This is a genomic window from Paenibacillus durus (genome assembly GCF_000756615.1).
Taxonomy (GTDB): Bacteria; Bacillota; Bacilli; order Paenibacillales; family Paenibacillaceae; genus Paenibacillus_AQ; species Paenibacillus_AQ durus.
Genome location: NZ_CP009288.1, coordinates 869,438 through 891,826, shown reverse-complemented (window position 1 = coordinate 891,826; position 22,389 = coordinate 869,438). Strand labels below are relative to the sequence as shown.

Annotated in this window: 19 protein-coding genes and 1 pseudogene; 3 read left to right on the top strand and 17 right to left on the bottom strand. The window is 45.8% G+C overall.

Annotated elements, in window-relative coordinates; genetic code table 11:
- Positions 1–211 precede the first annotated feature (211 nt).
- From PDUR_RS04065 to PDUR_RS28510, 16 genes and pseudogenes are all read right to left on the bottom strand, one after another.
- Positions 212–901 carry an endonuclease V gene (locus tag PDUR_RS04065; protein WP_042209045.1) on the bottom strand — a complete coding sequence of 230 codons (690 nt, stop codon included), beginning with the start codon at positions 899–901 and terminating at the stop codon, positions 212–214.
- A gap of 177 nt (positions 902–1,078) precedes the next feature.
- Positions 1,079–1,396 (bottom strand): annotated as a pseudogene (locus tag PDUR_RS30175) (hypothetical protein); the annotation flags it as partial.
- Positions 1,397–1,543: 147 nt separating this feature from the next.
- Positions 1,544–2,687, bottom strand: a protein-coding gene (locus PDUR_RS04055) for an IS3 family transposase (protein WP_218918414.1) whose coding sequence is annotated in 2 segments (ribosomal slippage) — positions 1,544–2,414 and positions 2,413–2,687 — 1,146 coding nt in all. Because the reading frame shifts where the segments join, the coding sequence is not laid out codon by codon here.
- A gap of 240 nt (positions 2,688–2,927) precedes the next feature.
- Positions 2,928–5,327 carry a hypothetical protein gene (locus PDUR_RS29650; RefSeq protein ID WP_233277473.1) on the bottom strand — a complete coding sequence of 800 codons (2,400 nt, stop codon included), beginning with the start codon at positions 5,325–5,327 and terminating at the stop codon, positions 2,928–2,930.
- A gap of 169 nt (positions 5,328–5,496) precedes the next feature.
- Positions 5,497–5,985 carry a hypothetical protein gene (locus PDUR_RS04040; protein ID WP_042205206.1) on the bottom strand — a complete coding sequence of 163 codons (489 nt, stop codon included), beginning with the start codon at positions 5,983–5,985 and terminating at the stop codon, positions 5,497–5,499.
- A 17-nt stretch (positions 5,986–6,002) separates the two neighbouring features.
- Positions 6,003–9,203: a type VI secretion system Vgr family protein gene (locus tag PDUR_RS27070; protein WP_156130282.1), complete on the bottom strand. Its 3,201-nt coding sequence runs from the start codon at positions 9,201–9,203 to the stop codon at positions 6,003–6,005.
- Between the two features lie 148 nt (positions 9,204–9,351).
- On the bottom strand, positions 9,352–9,798 hold the full coding sequence (locus tag PDUR_RS04030; RefSeq protein ID WP_081949380.1) for a DDE-type integrase/transposase/recombinase: 447 nt from the start codon (positions 9,796–9,798) through the stop codon (positions 9,352–9,354).
- Between the two features lie 95 nt (positions 9,799–9,893).
- Entirely contained in the window at positions 9,894–11,432 is a 1,539-nt protein-coding gene (gene ltrA, locus PDUR_RS04025) for a group II intron reverse transcriptase/maturase (RefSeq protein ID WP_218918416.1), read from the bottom strand.
- A gap of 638 nt (positions 11,433–12,070) precedes the next feature.
- On the bottom strand, positions 12,071–12,463 hold the full coding sequence (locus PDUR_RS04020; protein ID WP_081949379.1) for an IS3 family transposase: 393 nt from the start codon (positions 12,461–12,463) through the stop codon (positions 12,071–12,073).
- Between the two features lie 19 nt (positions 12,464–12,482).
- Positions 12,483–12,776, bottom strand: coding sequence for a transposase (locus PDUR_RS28525; RefSeq protein WP_042205154.1), 294 nt, complete (start codon positions 12,774–12,776; stop codon positions 12,483–12,485).
- A gap of 412 nt (positions 12,777–13,188) precedes the next feature.
- Positions 13,189–13,878: an endonuclease V gene (locus PDUR_RS04010; RefSeq protein WP_042205205.1), complete on the bottom strand. Its 690-nt coding sequence runs from the start codon at positions 13,876–13,878 to the stop codon at positions 13,189–13,191.
- Positions 13,879–14,056: 178 nt separating this feature from the next.
- A complete protein-coding gene (locus PDUR_RS04005; RefSeq protein ID WP_042205204.1) occupies positions 14,057–14,506 on the bottom strand; it encodes a hypothetical protein in 450 nt (149 codons plus the stop codon).
- A gap of 59 nt (positions 14,507–14,565) precedes the next feature.
- A complete protein-coding gene (locus tag PDUR_RS29645) occupies positions 14,566–16,572 on the bottom strand; it encodes a hypothetical protein (protein WP_233277472.1) in 2,007 nt (668 codons plus the stop codon).
- 402 nt (positions 16,573–16,974) lie between these two features.
- Positions 16,975–17,379: a hypothetical protein gene (locus PDUR_RS03995; protein WP_042205203.1), complete on the bottom strand. Its 405-nt coding sequence runs from the start codon at positions 17,377–17,379 to the stop codon at positions 16,975–16,977.
- A 13-nt stretch (positions 17,380–17,392) separates the two neighbouring features.
- Complete coding sequence (locus PDUR_RS30265) at positions 17,393–17,599, bottom strand: deaminase domain-containing protein (RefSeq protein ID WP_156130657.1); 207 nt, start codon at positions 17,597–17,599, stop codon at positions 17,393–17,395.
- Complete coding sequence (locus tag PDUR_RS28510; protein ID WP_042205202.1) at positions 17,596–18,192, bottom strand: hypothetical protein; 597 nt, start codon at positions 18,190–18,192, stop codon at positions 17,596–17,598. The genes PDUR_RS30265 and PDUR_RS28510 overlap by 4 nt, the downstream gene beginning before the upstream one ends.
- Before the next feature lie 323 nt (positions 18,193–18,515).
- Between PDUR_RS28510 and PDUR_RS03985 the strand changes: the two genes are divergently transcribed.
- From PDUR_RS03985 to PDUR_RS03975, 3 genes are read left to right on the top strand one after another with little or no spacing between them, the layout of a single operon-like run.
- Positions 18,516–19,052: a DUF6431 domain-containing protein gene (locus PDUR_RS03985; protein ID WP_156130276.1), complete on the top strand. Its 537-nt coding sequence runs from the start codon at positions 18,516–18,518 to the stop codon at positions 19,050–19,052.
- Between the two features lie 40 nt (positions 19,053–19,092).
- A complete protein-coding gene (locus PDUR_RS03980; protein ID WP_042205201.1) occupies positions 19,093–20,445 on the top strand; it encodes a DDE-type integrase/transposase/recombinase in 1,353 nt (450 codons plus the stop codon).
- Positions 20,438–21,238, top strand: coding sequence for an ExeA family protein (locus PDUR_RS03975; RefSeq protein WP_042205200.1), 801 nt, complete (start codon positions 20,438–20,440; stop codon positions 21,236–21,238). The genes PDUR_RS03980 and PDUR_RS03975 overlap by 8 nt, the downstream gene beginning before the upstream one ends.
- Positions 21,239–21,558: 320 nt before the next feature.
- Here the strand turns inward: PDUR_RS03975 and PDUR_RS27065 are convergent, their stop codons facing one another.
- Entirely contained in the window at positions 21,559–22,380 is an 822-nt protein-coding gene (locus tag PDUR_RS27065) for an Imm3 family immunity protein (RefSeq protein ID WP_052410004.1), read from the bottom strand.
- Positions 22,381–22,389 lie beyond the last annotated feature (9 nt).

The window sequence follows — 22,389 nt, the reverse complement described above, 5'->3', positions numbered from 1 at the left end:
TACTGTTTGGTTTATTGGTTAATTGTGCGATCTTGTTGTTCGGTTGTAAAGTGAGTTTACACAAAATTCTTGACATACCCTATTTACTGATCTGATTATCAACCGTAGACCAACCACATTATAAACAAAGGGTGATTAACCTTGTTCATTCTAAGCAAAAATATTAACTTCGTTTGATAAACTACTAGACGGTCCTCATCATAAGTCTAGTTTAGAACAGGAGAGATTTTCTTCTTTTAATTTTTTTCGTTTCTAAATCGGCTTGTCTTACTGGTATAGGTAGTCGGCTCTCATTATTGATTAACTCTAGCGTAATTTCAGTGGCCGTATCTATATCAATCCAGTTTCCACACGATACAAAAATGGGTTTCACATTTTTATGTGTTCGCAGTGCCCTTCCATATACTATTCTGTTTATTACAATATCAGTAAACGCTCCGACATTATTACTTGGCATAATGAAGTCAACAGAATTGATTTTTAAATAGCTTTTGGCGATTCCTATTGTTGATTTATTTAAATGAAATGAAGCATGTGTTGCAATACCCATATTTCTGGGATGTAAATAACCATTACCATCAAACATCACAAGATCAGGATCATTACTTAATTTTTTAAAAGTTTGCATAATTAAGGGTAGTTCTCTAAATGATAAATATCCTGGCATATACGCCACATTAACTTCGTCTATTAAAGATTTTATTTCGATTATTTTTTTTGTTGAAAAATCTAGGACGCAAATACAGCAACATGCGACTGTGGCCTCTCCTTCCTCCCAATAAGCTAAATCGACTCCTGCTATTAGGCGTATATCTTCTCTAGCAAAGCTATTCTTTAATCTAATTTTATGAGATAAGTCGGATTGAATTCCATCAAAAACTTCCGTAATTTTACTTTCCATCTTGATCCGCCCATTTTTTATGGTATCTTTCTCAAATTGGGTTGGCTCCAATTTTTCTTTTATTAATTCTCCTCTTTCATTCCATTCTCTATAAGTTATTTTAAACCCATATATTTACAAACTAGTTTCACTTATCTATAAAGACTGCTATACGCTCAAATTTCTGTATCTAAAACATTAAGCTCTATACTGCTCTTTAATTATTTCCATCCCCTTCATAAATTTCTTAATAGAATCCTCACTCTTTAATAACTCACTTATATATAACAAAGCATCAAACTCTTCAGGGTCTGCATCGTAATAAATCATTCCAGGGTCGATAAAAGGCTCATAAATTATATTACAGATATCTTGCCCCCCTATTGTTACACTAAAACATCTTTTTAATTTGGAAACATAATTATTTGTACAATTCAGGTCGCTTATGGGTGCCTCAAATGATTGTCCATTGTAGAAAAAAAATAGTTTGTTATTTTTAACATAGATACCAACTACCTATGGTGCTACAAGATGTCAAGACAGAGATTTGAATATATTTAAGGTGTGAAAAAAAGTGCAAAGTGAAAAGTAGAGCTGTTGTAGGTGGAGGACAAGGCCCAAGCGAAGGCGCGGGAGGGGAACAAAGTTCCCTTCACCTTATTCCTATGTGGATGAAAGCATGACCTCCTGGTTATACACAGCAGCCGGCGTATGGTTTTGCAGGGACTGATGAGGCAGGTAGTGATTATGCAAATGGATATATCCTCCTACACCCTGCCGGGTCTCTCTTGGACTGCCATACTCGTTGATGTAAATTTCGTTGTACTTTAGGCTGCGCCAAAAGCGCTCAATGACAATATTGTCTGTCGCTCGGCCCTTCCCGTCCATGCTGATCCGAATCTCCTTTTCCTTGAGCAGATCAATGTACTTGGGACTGGTGAAGTGGCTGCCCTGGTCGCTGTTCACGATGGACGGAACACGACGGGCCAAGGCGCGTTTCATGGTTTCCAGGACAAAGTCAATTTCCAGACTTTGATCCAGTTGCCAGTCCACAATGAAGCGCGAATACCAGTCCATGACGGCATACAGATACATCCAGCCCTGTTTCATGCGGATATAGGTAATATCGACACTCCAGACCTGATCCGGCGCTGTAATCGGCAGCTTACGCAGCAGGTACGGGTAGATCCGGTGCTGTAGGTCTCGCTTACTCAGGTTAGGACCGGGGAAGATCGCCATGATCCCCATTTCCCGCATATACCGCCGTACGGTGTTGGGATGAATAGCATCCCCTTCCCGGTTCATGATGGCCGCAATCGTCCGGTAACCCATAAACGAATGGCGGGTGTAAAGCTCGTCAATCCGGTGCTTGAGGCGAATTTCCTCCGGGGAGGGAGGGACCGGCTTGTAATACAGGCTGGAACGATTCAGGCTGAGCAAGTCCGCCTGCGTTTGAATGGAAAGTTCAGCGTTCCCATACTCGACGAGGAGCAACCGTTCGGCACGGCTGAGATTATCGGCCAGATTTTTTTTTGAGCCACGACAATTGGGTGGTCAGTTTACCCACTTCGGCGTAGAGGTCTTCGATCTGCTGCTCGTATTCTTTTTTCATCTTCGTGATCCCTTTCCGGTCGTCTACAAAGAGCTGAGCCAGATTTTGAGTCGCTTCATTCTTCCAGCGATTTAACACATTGGGATGGATTCCTTCTTCCGAAGCCAGCTGCGAAATGGACTTTTCTTCTCTTAGAATCTCCAGTACAATTCGTGCTTTTTCTTCCGGCGTGAATGTTCGTCTTGATGTTGGCACAACTAAGAATCTCCTTTTTTGCTGTCTAGATTCTATGTAGCATTATAACCTGTCCATCTTCACTTATTCCCCCAATCCCTTGTATTACTTTATACCTATCCTCAGCTTCTTCGATTGAATAAGTATTATTATCAATTAAAATGTACGATCCCAGCTTTGGATAATTGCGCAATGTTATCATTTGAGTATACTCCTTTTAAACAAATATTGTTTTCACATCGCTATACACTTAATGTTTTTCTAATGCTTTAATCCTAATAATGTATTCAACACATCATCTTTTTTCATTGAGCTTTTAATTATTGATTGCCATATTTCATAATCTGTAGGATTTAATCCCTGTTCAAGCATTTTTTGTTTCTTACTATCAAAAAGCCACTTTGCATCAGGCCCTATCGGATTACCATATAGTTTCATGTTCCTTTCCTCTATTGGAGCCAATTCTTCAGGTGCCATTTTTGCTCTCGCTGAAACTTTATCTTGATTTCGCATATTAACAACTCTATTTGCTATTTCATCAATTGGGGTACCTTGTTGCACCATCCTATCAATTTCTTCTTGAATTTTTTTAGATTGTTGTAAATACTCTTCTCTAATAGCCCTGTTCTGCTTAACCTTTTCAACATCCGTGAAATCATATTTTGCATATGGCGTTCTCTCTTTAGGTAAGTATCCATATACACCTGCGTCATCCCGATAAATCTGTTCAAGTATATCTGGTCTTACTTCTTCAATTGGTATTCCCTCACCAGTTTTCCCAATAACACCTTTCCCCGTCCCCCCTGCCTTCAAAGCATCTTCCAGCTCATCCAGCGCCGCGATATTCCTCCTGTTCGCTAGTTTATCCGCCGCCTTGTATAAGCCGTGCTTCATCAAGAACGCCAGATTCACAAATGCGATAGCGAGTCCCATATTATCCAGCATCTTCTGGTCTATACCGAGGAGGTTCGGATTCGTATTCCCATTTCCGTTCTTAAGATCAATTAGCTTCTCAATGTTGACGGCGACCATGCCTGCGCCTATGACCCCATCTGCGAGCGCCAGGAGATACAACGATCCCCCTCCCGTCCAAAACGCCCCGATGATCGCCACCGCTCCGAATAAGAGATTGATCTCCGCGATCAGAACTTGAGGATCAATGACTAACACTTGGAAGGTATACCGGGATAAGTATACCTTTTTTTCCGTATGCTTGCTGAGATAGTCCGGCTTCTGCGGGATGACATGCTCGAGCTGCCACGCGTCTAGAGCAGGACCCATCTTTTCTAACAGTTTCCCGATTCCCGTAAAGTCCAGCACCTGCTCGATTATACCCGGCCCATGGCTCTCCTGCGGCGCTCTTTGCGATAGTACGGGCTGCGGTGGGAGCATCGCCCGGATCTCCGCTGGCGACTTGCCTTCCTGTGCTCCCTGCTCCATAATCTTCTTTGCGCTTTGATTCCACTCATACACCGCTGTCCGGTCCCGGTCTTCCTGATCGTAGATTTTCTGGTTCTGCTCTAGCTCCGCTTGTTTCTCTTTCTTACTCTTCTTCGGTTCGCTTGCTGGCGGGGTGTAGCTCTTCTGGTAGGCGTTCTGCTGCTCTTCCGCCGATTTCCCGTTCAGCCAGCTTCGCGCCGCAGCGACTCCATTCGGACTGCTGTTCACTTCGGCTGCCACTTTCGCACGAATGTCCGCCTTGTGGCCTTCCGGCAAGGATACGGTCACCGGCACGCCGGACATCGGCACGGGGACATTTTTGTTGAAATCCAGTTCTTCTTTCCAAATTTTCGCTTCGGCCTGTTCATCGATATACATCTGCTTGAGTTCTTCATCCGTCAGCAGCTCCATAAAGTCCGCTTCGACTTTCTGGAAGTCCAGCTTGCTGCTCTTGATGCCCACCCGGTTTTCTTGGATGACCATATAATGGGTTGCGTTCGTTTGTAGCGCAATCTGCTGCGCAGCGCGCATCCGAATGGACTCGAGCACGCCCTTCCCGCTTCCGCTCCCCAGCTCCATCCGGTTGCCTGCGACCAGCAACAGATCCTCGCTTGCCTTAACCGTAATGTTCCCGCCATCCAGATGCAGGCTGACCGTCCCTTTCTCGAACAGCACCCCGTCGTCTCCTAGCTGCATTTTCGCCGCTCCCGGCATCTCGAACACTTTCGTCGTGGGCTTCTGGAACACCGTCCGGCTCTTCATCTCCTCGCTTCCGCCGCGAACCGAGTTGATCGCGATCGCCTGCTTCTCGGTACCGCTTGGAAAATACACCTTAATCCGCGCGCCTTCCTCCGGCAGACAGTGAAAGATATTATTCCCTTCCCCCGAATAGGGGAACCACCAGTTCCCTTGCGTATCATGCTCCGCATCGATGTCCAAATGCACCTTTACCATATTGTTCGCCCGTTTCACGACCCGGCCTTCGAGGGAGACGCCTTGAATCCGTTCATTCCGCCGCAGCTTCATTCTCAGCGCCTGACGCTTCACCAACACATATTCATATTGCAGCAGCCCCGATGCATAGCTGATGACCGATTCGGATACGACCCACATCTGGTTTTTAAAAAGCACACATACTCTGCTTGGCTTAAGCAATTGAATCTGCTTTTTATGCTGCCTGTCCTCCTTTACATCTTTTCTTCCTCCTTTGATTTTAGGCATGAAAAAAAGCCCATTCCTACTTATGTTTCAAGTTGGAATAAGCTTTTGAAAGTTTGTCAAATTGTTAGTTATTTGTTGGTTGCATTGTACGATTTAGTTAATAGTGTTGTTGTAAACGAGTTTACACAAGCTAGTTTACAGACTCGTTCATCAATTCTGTGCGTAATAATTACAGATTACTTATGTCAATAGGTTCCATATCCACAAAATTTTCATACCAATTATTCAATGGGATGTGTCCACCATCTATTACATCTAGCGACCTTGGTCTAAGAATATACAAACCTCCCCGTTCAAAAATTTTGATTAACGGCTCATATACACTAAGATATTTACTAGCATCTGGATATTTATCAGCATACTTAGATAATTGAATATAGTACTCAACTATTTTTTTAATATATATATTTCCACCTAAAAATTGTATAACCTCTGAGTTACAATAATCTGAAATAGCTACTTCTTCCTCATTGTCACCAAGTAATTTTGCTATGTTTGCAAGCAATGGGGGAAGTATTTTTAAAGATTGCTCCTTAAAAAAATGAGCCAATCTCCTTAAAAATTCATAACCTAAATCAACATCTGCTCTCGATGTACTTTTACCCACTACATCCCATTGTATATTATTTATTCTTTCTACTGTCTTAGTCAGATACATTTTTCTCACCTCTAACATTAATAGTCAATATCTTTATCGGAATATTTCATATAATCAGTTGGGTAGTCATATCCCGGGAATGGATCTGATGGTTGTACGGCCTTTAGAGCATTTGCTGCATCATGGGCATTTTTTGTAGGGTCTGGATCATAACTTCTTCCGTTCCAAGTAGATGGATCTCTTAAAGGTAAAGGTTCTATTTTGTTACCATTTCCATCCACGTACCCGTTCTTCATGATATCTTGTTCTTTTAATTCATGATTTGCCAGTCTCTTAAACCAATCTTTTTCAATATCTGTAAGCTCTCTCTTTTGTGCTAGTTGCCAAGCATAAGCGATATCAGGATCCGCCTGAAAATATAATTTTTCATAAGGCTTACCATCTACCGATAAATCGTGAATCTCTAAAAATAAGTGTTTTTTCATATTTGCAACTTGTTCCTCAGTTAGTCCTGTATTTTTAGCAACCGTTGATACATCTTCCAAGCCTATTTTTCTTATTTCAATATATTTTCTTTCTACAAACGCATCAAATCCATCTTTAGGAGGTACGATATGTGGTCTCATTTCCGCAGGATCGGTTAAATATTCAATTTCACCCGTCCCCTTAGTATGCTCGCTTTCTCTTCTTTTACGCTCTTCCTCTCTTTCCCTTCTTTTATGTTCCTCTTTATCCTTTGGTTTAGTTTTCGTTTCTGTTTTGGGTTTTCCCTTACCCTCATCATGCGACCCTCTCGTTGAATGCGGAGGTTCCAATCCTTCTGTTCTCTCCCTACCTGCTGCATGATAAATATCAGTATCATCAAATTCATCCATCGCCCTATTGATACCTGAACCAACTTTTTCTGGCTCTTCCAAGTGAAGTTCTGTTTTTGGTTTAGGAGATGTTCCCGGCTTGTCCCTCCAAGCCTTCCAATCATCCAGCGCCGCGATATTCCTGCCATTCGCCAGTTTATCCGCCGCCTTGTACAAGCCGTGCTTCATCAAAAACGCCAGATTCACAAACGCGATAGCGAGCCCCATTTTATCCAGCATCGCCTGGTCTATACCGAGGAGGTTCGGATTCGTATTTCCATTTCCGTTCTTGAGATCGATTAGCTTCTCAATGTTGACGGCAACCATGCCTGCGCCTATAACCCCATCTGCGAGCGCCAGGAGATATAGCGATCCCCCTCCTGTCGCAAACGCCCCGATGATCGCCACCGCTCCAAATAAGAGATTGATCTCCGCGATCAGAACTTGAGGATCGATGACTAATACTTGGAACGTATAACGGGATAAGTATACCTTTTTTTCTGTATGCTTGCTGAGATAGTCCGGCTTCTGCGGGATGACATGCTCGAGCTGCCACGCGTCTAGAGCAGGACCCATTTTTTCTAACAGTTTCCCGATCCCCGTGAAATCCAGCATCTGCTCGATTATACCCGGCTCATGGCTTTCCTGCGGCGCCCTTCGCGTAGGTACAGGCTGTGGGGGAAGCATCGCCCGGATCTCCGCTGGCGACTTGCCTTCCCGTGCTCCTTGCTCCATGATCTTCTTCGCGCTTTGATTCCACTCATATACCGCTGTCCGGTCCCGGTCTTCCTGCTCATATTCCTTCTGACTCTCTGCCAGTTCCGCTTGTTTCTCTTTCTTACTCTTCTTCGGTTCAACTGGCTGGGCGTAGCTCTTCTGGTAGGCGTTCTGCTGCTCTTCCGCCGATTTCCCGTTCAGCCAGCTTCGCGCCGCAGCGATTCCATTCGGATTGCTGTTCACTTCGGCTGCCACTTTCGCACGAATGTCCGCCTTATTGCCTTCCGGCAAGGGTACGGTCACAGGCACTCCGGACATCGGAACGGGGACATTCTTGTTGAAATCCAGTTCTTCTTTCCAAATTTTCGCTTCGGCCTGTTCATCGATATACATCTGCTTGAGTTCTTCATCCGTCAGCAGCTCCATGAAATCCGCTTCGACTTTCTGGAAGTCCAGCTTGCTGCTCTTGATGCCCACCCGGTTTTCTTGGATGACCATATAATGGGCAGCGTTCGTTTGCAGCGCAATCTGCTTCGCGGCGCGCATGCGGATGGACTCGAGCACTCCCTTCTCGCTCCCGCTCCCCACCTCCATCCGGTTGCCTGCCACCAGCAACAAATCCTCGCTTGCATTAACCGTAATGTTCCCGCCATCCAGATGCAGGCTGACCGTCCCTTTCTCGAACAGGACGCCGTCGTCTCCCAGCTGCATCTTGGCCGCTCCCGGCATCTCGAACACTTTCGTCGTGGGCTTTTGGAACACCGTCCGGCTCTTCATCTCCTCACTTCCGCCGCGAACCGAGTTGATTGCCATCGCCTGCTTCTCGGTACCGCTTGGAAAATACACCTTAATCCGCGCGCCTTCCTCCGGCAGACAGTGGAAGATATTGTTCCCTTCCCCCGAGTAGGGGAACCACCAGTTCCCTTGCGCGTCATGCTCCGCATCGATGTCCAGATGAACCTTCACCATATTGTTCGCCCGTTTCACGACCCGGCCTTCGAGGGAGACGCCTTGAATCCGCTCATTTTGCCGCAGCTTCATTCTCAGCGTCTGACGCTTCACCAGCACATATTCATATTGCAGCAGCCCCGATGCATAGCTGATCACCGATTCGGAGACGACCCACATCTGGTTTTTAAAAAGCACATCATCTCCGACCTCGCAATATTGCTCGCTGATGACCCGGTAGTGGACAAAATCCGCCTCCTGAAGGAGGTCCGCTTCATTTCCTTCCGCATGCGCCTTCAGCTCTTCATAGCGGGCCCGGTCCTTCACGGCGGTGTAACGCTTGGACTTCAGCTCCTCGCCCCATGACAAATCCGGCACGCCGAAATAGACGCGCGGCGCATCCAGCGCCACATCCGGCAAAATAACGGTCCCGACCCGGGAGGCTAGCCGCTTCATAAATTGCCAGTCGGTCTCTCCAAATTGAACCATTAACGCGCCGATTGCCGCTTCCTCGCTTGTCGCCATATTTTGCGCAGCCCCTCCGGGGTAATCAGCGACGAGCTGCGCTATGGCGTCCGAATAGGTCAAATGCTTGTTCTGATACGACCGGTTTTTCGGCTCCATATCCATGGCATACGTGCGCGAGATCGCCTCGACTTGCACATGCGGAATCCCGTCTTCCATGCGAATATCGATACCCGTAATGCCCCCGGCGAACCACCTCTCCGCTTTCGGCTCGGCAGGCCTCCAGAGGACCACACTATGGTGCTACAAGATGTCAAGACAGAGATTTGAATATATTTAAGGTGTGAAAAAAAGTGCAAAGTGAAAAGTAGAGCTGTTGTAGGTGGAGGACAAGGCCCAAGCGAAGGCGCGGGAGGGGAACAAAGTTCCCTTCACCTTATTCCTATGTGGATGAAAGCATGACCTCCTGGTTATACACAGCAGCCGGCGTATGGTTTTGCAGGGACTGATGAGGCAGGTAGTGATTATGCAAATGGATATATCCTCCTACACCCTGCCGGGTCTCTCTTGGACTGCCATACTCGTTGATGTAAATTTCGTTGTACTTTAGGCTGCGCCAAAAGCGCTCAATGACAATATTGTCTGTCGCTCGGCCCTTCCCGTCCATGCTGATCCGAATCTCCTTTTCCTTGAGCAGATCAATGTACTTGGGACTGGTGAAGTGGCTGCCCTGGTCGCTGTTCACGATGGACGGAACACGACGGGCCAAGGCGCGTTTCATGGTTTCCAGGACAAAGTCAATTTCCAGACTTTGATCCAGTTGCCAGTCCACAATGAAGCGCGAATACCAGTCCATGACGGCATACAGATACATCCAGCCCTGTTTCATGCGGAGTGAAGTAAGAGACGGGGCGTAGTCGAACTATTTCCCCGTTTCTCCTTCCCGAACCGGACATGCACCTCTCAGCGCATCCGGCTCTCCATTTAAGTGTTGCTCATAGCAAAGGCGACATCATCATAATAGGATTCAATAGTTCGTCGTTTGTCTGAACGTAGGATATATGGATTTTCGGTAGGGTTTCGCCATGTGAACCAACCTTTGCGGCTAGTGATTAGCCTTCTCAGTGCTAGTTCACCATAGAATCCGCGACTGTTCTGACCCTGCAGTACCCAGATTTTAGCCTTTCCTTTTTCTGGTGAGCGGACATAATCTCGCATCAAAGCTCGGAAGCCACGCTTGTACTTTCTTGCCAGCCAGTAGCCGAGTTTCCAGAACACCGCGCGATCTACTTTACCGAATATCGTCGCTGTATGGTCTGTGTATTGATAAAAGTTTGCCCATCCTGCAAGTTGTCGGTTTAGGCTTTCGACCAAGTCCATAACGTTCATGCTGTAATTTCCCGACAATTGCTTGACAAGTTTTTCCGTGAAGCGGCGGTATTTCTCCCATGGAATGGATGAGACAGGGCGCATTCGTCCCCGAGCCCCACGTTTGCGAATGATACGATGTCCGAGGAAGACAAAACCGTCATTGACGTGCGTGATATGCGTTTTCTGCATGTTGAGCGTGAGTTTCAACTTATCTTCGAGAAACTCCCGACATGCTTCACGAACTTCTTCTGCATGTGCCTTGGTTCCTTTGACAATCACCACAAAATCATCCGCATAGCGGCAGTACGAAATAGCTGGCTTCCACTGCCGATTTTCACGTATCGCGATAGGGCGCTCTTTCTGAATGCCGAAGTTCCAAGCCCAGCGATCTTTTCGTACCTTCTTACTCAGAAATTTCGCTTCCATCCATTGATCAAATTCGTGTAACATTATATTGGATAGGAGGGGCGAGATAACCCCACCTTGCGGAACTCCCTCGCTTGAGGCGCGAAATAAACCGTGGTCTACGCATCCTGCCTTGATCATCTTCCATATCAAGGAAAGGAATCTCTGGTCAGAGATACGTTTACGGACAGCCTTCATGAGCAGCCGATGGTGTACGGTATCGAAATAACTCGCCAAGTCTCCTTCAATGACCCAGCGACCGGCGGTTGCGTTCAGTTGTTCATTTCCATCTTGCAATTGCATTTTGACAGTACGAATTGCATGATGTACGCTCCGTGCAGGTCTGAAACCATAGGATACCGGATGGAAATCACTTTCCCATATCGGCTCCATTACCATCAGCATTGCCCTTTGCACGATACGATCTCGAAGACATGGAATACCTAGCGGTCTGAGTTTGCCATTGGCTTTAGGGATATATACTCGTCGGGCAGGTTGCGGACAGTATCTTCCGCTCAGCAGTTCATAGTGTAACATTTCCAGTTCTAGATCGAGCTTTCCTTCCATCTTACGCCTGTCTACGCCGTCTACGCCCGGTGTTCGAGCGCCGCTTGAAGCGAGAGTGATACGAGCCGCTTCACTTAACCAAGACCTGTCAGCAATTAGTCTGATTAGTCGGTCGAACTTACGATCCTTGTTTTCTGTTGACCATGTCGCCAGTTTGCTTTGCATTTCACTGATTATCAAAGGTCTTCACCTCACTAGGGTCAGTTAATGAGCCAAGCAAACCACTTAAACTGCCTCCCTTCGCCATGTAACCGGCTTTCCCGATCTCAGACTACTACGGAGGCTCCGTCATTCTGCATAGCATCGGGGAACTCACTCCCTTGGCATCTATGCAGACTTTCCCCAGTTCACATGCTGGACTCCACACATGGGTTAGGCTGCGTATCGCAGTCTTTATCCTTGCATTCTGCAAGTCGTCGCGGACATCGCGGTCTAGCTATGCACTCTCCGTGAATCCCATCCGGTCAACTTACATGTTTGACCGGATTTCGTGAATGCCGTCAATGCGGCTAACGGCAGTTCAGTCCGTGACCTGCCTGTTAAGCGATGTAGGCAGGGGTGACATTTCAACCCTCAGATGCGGTTTAATAGGTTTGTGTTCCTCAGCCTTCCCATGCTCAGCCTAGAGACTCATCTTGGCGTAATCGCTTCGCCGCAAGCCCCGTTTCCCGCGGACTACGTCACCTTGCCAGTGTCGGCAAGTCACCGCCGCTTCGGCTCACTTCTTCTCACAGCAGAAGAAGGGCATGTCTGTAAAAAAAAAATCTCAACATGCATTCCAAACATGCTCGAGTAACTTGTTCCATTACAGGAACTTGTTAGCTGGGCGTACTATAGGTAATATCGACACTCCAGACCTGATCCGGCGCTGTAATCGGCAGCTTACGCAGCAGGTACGGGTAGATCCGGTGCTGTAGGTCTCGCTTACTCAGGTTAGGACCGGGGAAGATCGCCATGATCCCCATTTCCCGCATATACCGCCGTACGGTGTTGGGATGAATAGCATCCCCTTCCCGGTTCATGATGGCCGCAATCGTCCGGTAACCCATAAACGAATGGCGGGTGTAAAGCTCGTCAATCCGGTGCTTGAGGCGAATTTCCTCCGGGGAGGGAGGGACCGGCTTGTAATACAGGCTGGAACGATTCAGGCTGAGCAAGTCCGCCTGCGTTTGAATGGAAAGTTCAGCGTTCCCATACTCGACGAGGAGCAACCGTTCGGCACGGCTGAGATTATCGGCCAGATTTTTTTTTGAGCCACGACAATTGGGTGGTCAGTTTACCCACTTCGGCGTAGAGGTCTTCGATCTGCTGCTCGTATTCTTTTTTCATCTTCGTGATCCCTTTCCGGTCGTCTACAAAGAGCTGAGCCAGATTTTGAGTCGCTTCATTCTTCCAGCGATTTAACACATTGGGATGGATTCCTTCTTCCGAAGCCAGCTGCGAAATGGACTTTTCTTCTCTTAGAATCTCCAGTACAATTCGTGCTTTTTCTTCCGGCGTGAATGTTCGTCTTGATGTTGGCACAACTAAGAATCTCCTTTTTTGCTGTCTAGATTCTATGTAGCATTATACACTGTCCTCAAAGCTGCTTCGTTGGATGCAGAGTTCCGCTTCCTCTTCACTCTTCCTTCTTTAATTTTGGGTATGCAAAAAAAGCTCATTCCTACTCATAATTCAAGTTGGAATAAGCTTTTAATAGATTATCAAGTTTTTATTTAAGTTGTTTACTGTTTGGTTTATTGGTTAATAGTGCGATCTTGTTGTTCGGTTGTAAAGTGAGTTTACACAAAATTCTTGACATACCCTATTTACTGATCTGATCATCAACCGTAGACCAACCACATTATAAACAAAGGGTGATTAACCTTGTTCATTCTAAGCAAAAATATTAACTTCGTTTGATAAACTACTAGACGGTCCTCATCATAAGTCTAGTTTAGAACAGGAGAGATTTTCTTCTTTTAATTTTTTTCGTTTCTAAATCGGCTTGTCTTACTGGTATAGGTAGTCGGCTCTCATTATTGATTAACTCTAGCGTAATTTCAGTGGCCGTATCTATATCAATCCAGTTTCCACACGATACAAAAATGGGTTTCACATTTTTATGTGTTCGCAGTGCCCTTCCATATACTATTCTGTTTATTACAATATCAGTAAACGCTCCGACATTATTACTTGGCATAATGAAGTCAACAGAATTGATTTTTAAATAGCTTTTGGCGATTCCTATTGTTGATTTATTTAAATGAAATGAAGCATGTGTTGCAATACCCATATTTCTGGGATGTAAATAACCATTACCATCAAACATCACAAGATCAGGATCATTACTTAATTTTTTAAAAGTTTGCATAATTAAGGGTAGTTCTCTAAATGATAAATAGCCTGGCATATACGCCACATTAACTTCGTCTATTAAAGATTTTATTTCGATTATTTTTTTTGTTGAAAAATCTAGGACGCAAATACAGCAACATGCGACTGTGGCCTCTCCTTCCTCCCAATAAGCTAAATCGACTCCTGCTATTAGGCGTATATCTTCTCTAGCAAAGCTATTCTTTAATCTTATTTTATGAGATAAGTCGGATTGAATTCCATCAAAAACTTCCATAATTTTACTTTTCATCTTGATCCGCCCATTTTTTTATGGTATCTTTCTCAAATTGGGTTGGCTCCAATTTTTCTTTTATTAATTCTCCTCTTTCATTCCATTCTCTATAAGTTATTTTAAACCCATATATTTACAAACTAGTTTTACTCATCTATACAGACTGCTATACGCTCAAATTTCTGTATCTAAAACATTAAGCTCTATACTGCTCTTTAATTATTTCCATCCCCTTCATAAATTTCTTAATAGAATCCTCACTCTTTAATAACTCACTTATATATAACAAAGCATCAAACTCTTCAGGGTCTGCATCGTAATAAATCATTCCAGGGTCGATAAAAGGCTCATAAATTATATTACAGATATCTTGCCCCCCTATTGTTACACTAAAACATCTTTTTAATTTGGAAACATAATTATTTGTACAATTCAGGTCGCTTATGGGTGCCTCAAATGATTGTCCATTGTAGAAAAAAAATAGTTTGTTATTTTTAACATAGATACCAACTACCTGTCCATCTTCACTTATTCCCCCAATCCCTTGTATTACTTTATACCTATCCTCAGCTTCTTCGATTGAATAAGTATTATTATCAATTAAAATGTACGATCCCAGCTTTGGATAATTGCGCAATGTTATCATTTGAGTATACTCCTTTTAAACAAATATTGTTTTCACATCGCTATACACTTAATGTTTTTCTAATGCTTTAATCCCAATAATGTATTCAACACATCATCTTTTTTCATTGAGCTTTTAATTATTGATTGCCATATTTCATAATCTGTAGGATTTAATCCCTGTTCAAGCATTTTTTGTTTCTTACTATCAAAAAGCCACTTTGCATCAGGCCCTATCGGATTACCATATAGTTTCATGTTCCTTTCCTCTATTGGAGCCAATTCTTCAGGTGCCATTTTTGCTCTCGCTGAAACTTTATCTTGATTTCGCATATTAACAACTCTATTTGCTATTTCATCAATTGGGGTACCTTGTTGCACCATCCTATCAATTTCTTCTTGAATTTTTTTAGATTGTTGTAAATACTCTTCTCTAATAGCCCTGTTCTGCTTAACCTTTTCAACATCCGTGAAATCATATTTTGCATATGGCGTTCTCTCTTTAGGTAAGTATCCATATACACCTGCGTCATCCCGATAAATCTGTTCAAGTATATCTGGTCTTACTTCTTCAATTGGTATTCCCTCACCAGTTTTCCCAATAACACCTTCACCCGTCCCCCCTGCCTTCAAAGCATCTTCCAGCTCTTCCAGCGCCGCGATATTCCTGCCATTCGCTAGTTTATCCGCCGCCTTGTACAAGCCGTGCTTCATCAAGAACGCCAGATTCACAAATGCGATAGCGAGTCCCATTTTATCCAGCATCGCCTGGTCTATACCGAGGAGGTTCGGATTCGTATTTCCATTTCCGTTCTTGAGATCGATTAGCTTCTCAATGTTGACGGCAACCATACCTGCGCCTATGACCCCATCTGCGAGCGCCAGGAGATACAACGATCCCCCTCCCGTCCAAAACGCCCCGATGATCGCCACCGCTCCGAATAAGAGATTGATCTCCGCAATCAGAACTTGGGGATCGATGACTAATACTTGGAACGTATAACGGGATAAGTATACCTTTTTTTCTGTATGCTTGCTGAGATAGTCCGGCTTCTGCGGGATGACATGCTCGAGCTGCCACGCGTCTAGAGCAGGACCCATCTTTTCCATCATTTTCCCGATCCCCGTGAAATCCAGCATCTTTTGTATCATACCCGGCCAATGGCTTTCCTGCGGCGCTCTTGGTGTAAGTGCAGGCTGCGGGGGGAGCATCGCCCGGATCTCCGCTGGCGACTTGCCTTCCTGTGCTCCCTGCTCCATGATCTTCTTCGCGCTTTGATTCCACTCATACACCGCGGTCCGGTCCTGGTCTTCCTGCTCATATTCCTTCTGCCGCTCTGCCAGCTCCGCTTGTTTCTCTTTCTTACTCTTCTTCGGTTCAGCTGGCGGGACGTAGCTCTTCTGGTAGGCGTTCTGCTGCTCTTCCGCTGATTTCCCGCTCAGCCAGCTTCGCGCCGTATCGACTCCATTCGGATTGCTGTTCACTTCGGCTGCCACTTTCGCACGAATGTCCGACTTGTGGCCTTCCGGCAAGGGTACGGTCACAGGCACTCCGGACATCGGCACGGGGATATTTTTGTTGAAATCCAGTTCTTCTTGCCAGATTTTCGCTTCGGCCTGTTCATCGATATACATCTGCTTGAGTTCTTCATCCGTCAGCAGCTCCATGAAATCCGCTTCGACTTTCTGGAAGTCCAGCTTGCTGCTCTTGATGCCCACCCGGTTTTCTTGGATGACCATATAATGGGCAGCGTTCGTTTGCAGTGCAATCTGCTGCGCAGCGCGCATGCGGATGGACTCGAGCACTCCCTTCTCGCTCCCGCTCCCCAGCTCCATCCGGTTGCCTACGACCAGCAGCAGATCCTCGCTTGCATTAACCGTAATGTTCCCGCCATCCAGATGCAGGCTGACCGTCCCTTTCTCGAACAGGACGCCGTCGTCTCCCAGCTGCATTTTAGCCGCTCCCGGCATCTCGAACACTTTCGTCGTGGGCTTCTGGAACACCGTCCGGCTCTTCATCTCCTCGCTTCCGCCGCGAACCGAGTTGATTGCGATCGCCTGCTTCTCGGTACCGCTTGGAAAATACACCTTAATCCGCGCGCCTCTCTTAGGTGCTTTTATTAATTTATCAGCACTTTGACCTTTTTTGCACGGTCTTGAGATTGTGAACAGGTGAGTTGGGTTTGAAGCTCACTTTCTGTGCTTGTGCCTTCTTTGCAATTGTTTTTCTTCACCTTTCTTCCTTCTTTGATTTTGAGCATGCAAAAAAGGCTCATTCCTAACTCATAGTCAAGTTGGAATAAGCCTTTGAAAGTTAACCAAGTGTAATGTTTAATGTTTGGTTTGTTGATTGAATTGTACGATCTTGGTTGTTCTAGTTGTAAAGTGAGTTTATACGAAAATCTTGACAGACCCTTTTTTGATTAGATCAATTTTATAAACTTCAATCACACTAGGGACGATGGGGAATTCAACTCGCATAAACAGTTCTTATAAATCTTCTTGTTTTAAACTCAAAATATATTCAAGTCTACCTTTCCAAGTTTCATCTGTCTTTAATATTTTATAATCATCCTTTTCTATAAATTCTTTGTACAAATTGATATCATGAAGAAGTTGCTTTACATCATCTTTTTCAATATAATCTTCGAAATCTAAATTTCTTAAGAAGGTATCTAATTTTAACATTATAAAGTCTGCAATTTCATTCATTTTGAGACTTTCTAAGGCCAAGCATATAAAAAATGCTGTTTTACTGAATGTGCCTTCGTTTAATAGCCACCAGTCCTCCTCTAAAATTCTTGCAGAAGCCTGAGCACTATTGTACTTGTTATTACCAATATATTCTTCAAAACCAAAATCCACAGAATCTTTAATTTCTTCATAAGTACTCATAATACACATCCTTTTATCTCATGCTATTAGTGTAAATGTTCAATTTAATATTAGGAAATTTACGTCTAAATTCAAATATCAAATTAGTGCAACTTTGGCACGTGTCAAAATTTGTAAACAGATCAATTTCACCCGCTACATTTGGATCTTTAATTTTTGAAGCGATGTCCTCTAAAATCTTGGCTTCAGTGTCTTGATATCGAGGAAAACCATCCTCTATATAGTTTCGAAGTTTTTATTATTAGTTTCATGGGTAAAATTGTCAAGGTCGGCAAATAAATCGTTCAGTGTATTAATTTGACTATGAGAAATATGATCTTCTTTAATACCAGGAATATTAACTCTTGCGGCAGCTAAATTTCCTTTTTCTAATCTTCTTAGTTTTTGCTCTAAAATTCTTCTATTTTTACTTGAAAGATTTTTATATGCATCTGAATTTCTTATTTCATCTGCTTTTTGCTTTATTTGATCCCTCACATTTTTAGTTCTATTGTAAAGATCATCAATTATGCTTTCTGTCTTACTAACTTCACCCGTCCCCCCTGCCCTCCAAGCCTTCCAAGCATCATCCAGCGCCGCAATATTCCTGCTATTCGCTAGTTTATCCGCCGCCTTATACAAGCCGTGCTTCATCAAGAACGCCAGGTTCACAAACGCGATGGCGAGTCCCATATTATCCAGCATCGCCTGGTCTATACCGAGGATGCTCGGATTCGTATTTCCATTTCCGTTCTTGAGATCGATTAGCTTCTCAATGTTGACGGCGACCATGCCTGCGCCTATAACCCCATCTGCGAGCGCCAGGAGATACAACGATCCCCCTCCCGTCCAAAACCTGCATTTTGGCCGCTCCCGGCATCTCAAATACTCGTAATTCTTCCTAATAATAATGCCTCATACTCTGCTTGGGCCTGAGCAATCAAACCTGCTTTTTCTACTGCCTATATCTGCTGTTTCTGCTAAAGCATAACGCCGCGAAGCTGGCGGGATTGCCTGTCCGGAAGTTGCCAGATATAATGACCGTATTCTAGCAAAGGAAAAAGGATACTTCCATCGCGTGTATGCCTGCTAGCACAGGCCGCACCGGAAATATCCTTCATCATTAGACATGGTCATTGTAACAGAGTATGCGCTGGTTGAAAAGATCCCTGGTGTTTTTCGTCAGGGGTGCGGAGGAGGTGCCCTGCCCGTGCTGCACAGAGAACCTGGAGATTATCGGTAGCCGGGAGCGGAAGGTCCGGGGTGGGGGTGGTGAGCTGCGCCAACTGGTGATTCGCAGACTCCGGTGTGTGGGATGCCGCAGGATTCACCATGAGCTCCCGGATCTACTCATTCCCTATAAACGGTACGATTCCCGTTGTATCGAACAGGCGGTCACGGAGCCGGAGGCGTCCGTGACCGCCTGCGCGGAAACCTCTACGTTACGGCGTTGGAAGGTCTGGTTTCGCGTGCTCTCTATCTACTTCATCCTCGTTCTGCAGGCGCTGGAGGCTCGGATGTCCGGCCTCGCTCCCGGGTCCCCCGAAGCTTCGGATCACCTGCGTATGACCTCCGCCCCCGCCTTTCGTCAGCAAGGACCCGGCTGGCTGGCCAGACTTGTCCGCCCCGTCGCAAACGCTCATTTGTGGGTACATACCCGTTTTGCCTATCTGTCCGCCCCGGCTCTACGGTAGACTCTCCTTGAGTTCATTTCAGGAAGGAGTTTACCGACCCATGAAAGACCAAAAGAAAGCCGAAGCCCTCGCCGCAGAGCGGATGCAGCTTCTCGCTCCCCTGCTTGCCGAAGGGCTGGACCCGGCCAAAGCCCGGGAGATGAAAGCGCAGATTTGTAAGCAAACCGGACTCTCCGAACGTACCTTGCGCCGGTATTTGGCGAGTTACCGGAGCGAAGGATTTACCGGCCTGAAGCCCAAAGGCAAAGGGCGGCAGCCCTCCGAAGAGATTCTTCCTACCGCCGTGCTCGAGCAAGCGATTCTCTTGCGCCGGGAGGTCCCCGGCCGCAGCGTCGCACAGCTCATTCAGATTTTAGAATGGGAAGGGCGGATTTCGCCGGGCCAAATTAAGCGTAGTACCCTGCAGGAGAGACTGACTGCCTGTGGCTACAGCTCGCGCCATCTGCGGATGTACGCCGAATCCGGGGTTGCCGCCAGACGCTTCCAGCAGCGCCACCGGAACCAGCTGTGGCAGTCAGACCTCAAATACGGACCGTATTTGCCCCTTGGCGAAAGCGGGACGATGAAACAGGTGTATCTGGTCGTGTTCATTGACGACGCTACAAGGTTTATTCTGCATGGGGAGTTTGTGCCGGTCATGGACCAGCGGCTGGTCGAATCGGCGTTTCGCCAAGCGATCCAGAAGTATGGGGTACCAGAAGCGGTCTATTTTGACAACGGCAAGCAGTACCGTACCCAAGCCATGACCCGGATATGTTCCAAGCTCGGAACCCGGCTGCTCTATGCGAAGCCCTACTCGCCTGAATCCAAAGGCAAGGTCGAACGGTTTAACCAAATCGTCGATTCGTTTCTGAGCGAAGTCGCCTTGGAGAAGCCGAAGACACTCGAGCAGTTGAATGAGCGCTTCGAGGTATGGCTCTCGGAGTGCTACCAGCACAAGCCCCACTCCGCCCTGCCGGACAAGCAAAGCCCGGAAACGGCGTTTCGGAGTGACAAGAAAGCGCTGCGGTTCATGGACCCGGATACCTTGGCGGACGCGTTCTTGCATAGTGAAAAGCGGAAGGTCGACAAGTCGGGCTGCATTAGCTTCATGAACCGAAAGTACGAAGTGGGCCTGACGGTCATTGGCTGTACGGTCGAGGTGGTTTATGACCCGGCAGACCCCACGGAACTGACGATTGAGTATGAGGGACGAGCGCCGTGGCGGGTGCGCGAGATGGAAATCGGTCAGCGGGCGGGAACCCGTCCGGCGTTGCCGGAGCACCTGGGCGCATCTATGACCGACACGTCGAGACTGCTGGAGGCGGCAGAGCAGCGACACCAGCAGCGCAAACAGCGGGAAGCACCTGCGGTGACGTACCGCAGAGTGCAGGCGGAGGATGGCCATGTTTGAGTCCTTCTACGAGTTGCACCGTGCTCCGTTCTCCAGAGATCTTGCGGTAGACGAGTTATATGCGTCTGCGTCGCAGGAAGAAATGCTCGGGCGTCTGGCCTATGTCGCGGAACGCCAGTGGTTTGCCGTGCTCACAGGGGACTGCGGGACCGGGAAAACGACTACGATCCGGCGGTTAGCCAAGGAACTGGACGAGGCGCGCTTTAAGCTACTCTACCTGTCCGATTCGAAACTGACCCCGCGCCACTTCTACAAAGGGCTGCTGGAGCAGCTCGGCTGTGAGTCGAAATTTTACCGGGGGGATGCAAAACGGCAGTTACACCGGGAGATTGAACTCATGCGTGGGATTCACCGGCTACAGCCCGTGGTCGTGGTCGATGAAGCCCATCTGCTGGACCGGGAGATGCTGGAGGAACTGCGATTTCTACTAAATCTGAAAATGGATTCACAGAGTCCGATGGCCCTGATTCTGGTGGGGCAAAGCGAACTGTGGGACCGGCTGGGGCTGCAAGCCTATGCGGCGATCCGCCAGCGAATTGATATGCAGTGTTATCTTCCGCATATGGACCGGGCGGAAGTGGGGGCCTATATGAAGAGGCATCTGAGTGCAGCAGGTGCCGAGCATGAACTGTTTACGGAGGCGGCGATGGATGAAATCTACCGTTTTTCCAGCGGAGCCGCCCGGCTGGTGAACAAGCTCTGTACCCACGCGTTGATCTACGGCGCACAGAACAAGCACCGGATTGTGGACGACCATATGGTAAAGCGCGTGATCCAGGGAGAATTGTCATGATTCTCCCTGCTTTTCTATCCTACTGCGGACAGCATGGCCGTCAATAGCAGGACAGCTTACACCGTCAACCTCCGGTCATTATGGGTTAGCAGTAACAATCTGCTCTGCCATTGTTTTATTCCTCCTTTAATTTAGAGCATAAAAAAAGCTCATTCCTACTTATCGTTCAAGTTGGAATAAGCTTTTGAAAGTTTAACAAGTGTTTGTCAATTTAATTAGTATTTGGTTGTTGGTTTTATTGTACGATCTTTAGCTGGTACCTGTACAAGATGACTTAAGATTACTTATGCCCCCTTCATTAGGTGGGGCTTTGGTTATTTTTATATTTCTTTAAGCCTAGCTAAAACTTCCTTAATCCGAAAAGATAAATCTTCCTTTTCTGCATCAGGCAATAATACGCTCAAGTCACTCATCTTAAATTGTTCAAGTTTATTTTTTATAATTTTTAGATGCTCATAGGCAAGTATTCCATTGTTTAATAGTAACTCACCTAATGTAGTTTGAATAATAATATTCTCCCCTAAGGTATTGTTGCAAGCCCTTAATCTCTCCAGTATGATCCCAGCAACTTCCTCGGGACTATTCTGTTCTATGTTCAAATTATCCAAATAATCCCTATCTAGTCTTTGATTATAGTACCATGCATTATCCATTTCATCCAATATTTCATCATGGATATCCAGTGGGGGTGTATTTCTTAAAATTAAAGCTGAATTACGTGACCAGCCATACTTTCCACAGACCAGCTCATGATGATGATAGCTTATTCTTCCTCCACGCTCATACAATTTAATGATTGGATCATATAAATCTTTGAATCGAAGTGCTGGGGGAAATTCCTGATCAACCAAATATGACCATTCTAAATAAAAAGTACAGATCATTTTAGCCCAACCATCTTTTACTTCATTTAATTCTGTGCAAACACCATTAATATCTATTGGTAAGTCAATTTTACAAATCAAAGATGCACTAAAAATAGCTCGTCTATTATTTGGATCATAATCATTGTAATCTAAAAACATATTACCGCTTCTTATAAACTCAGTTACCAAAACAGGATGAGAGGGCTTATTTCTTACCTTATACTCCCAATTTATATTTTTAATACGTGTTCTAGCTTCTTCAAAGTTTTTTTTCATTTTTTCGCC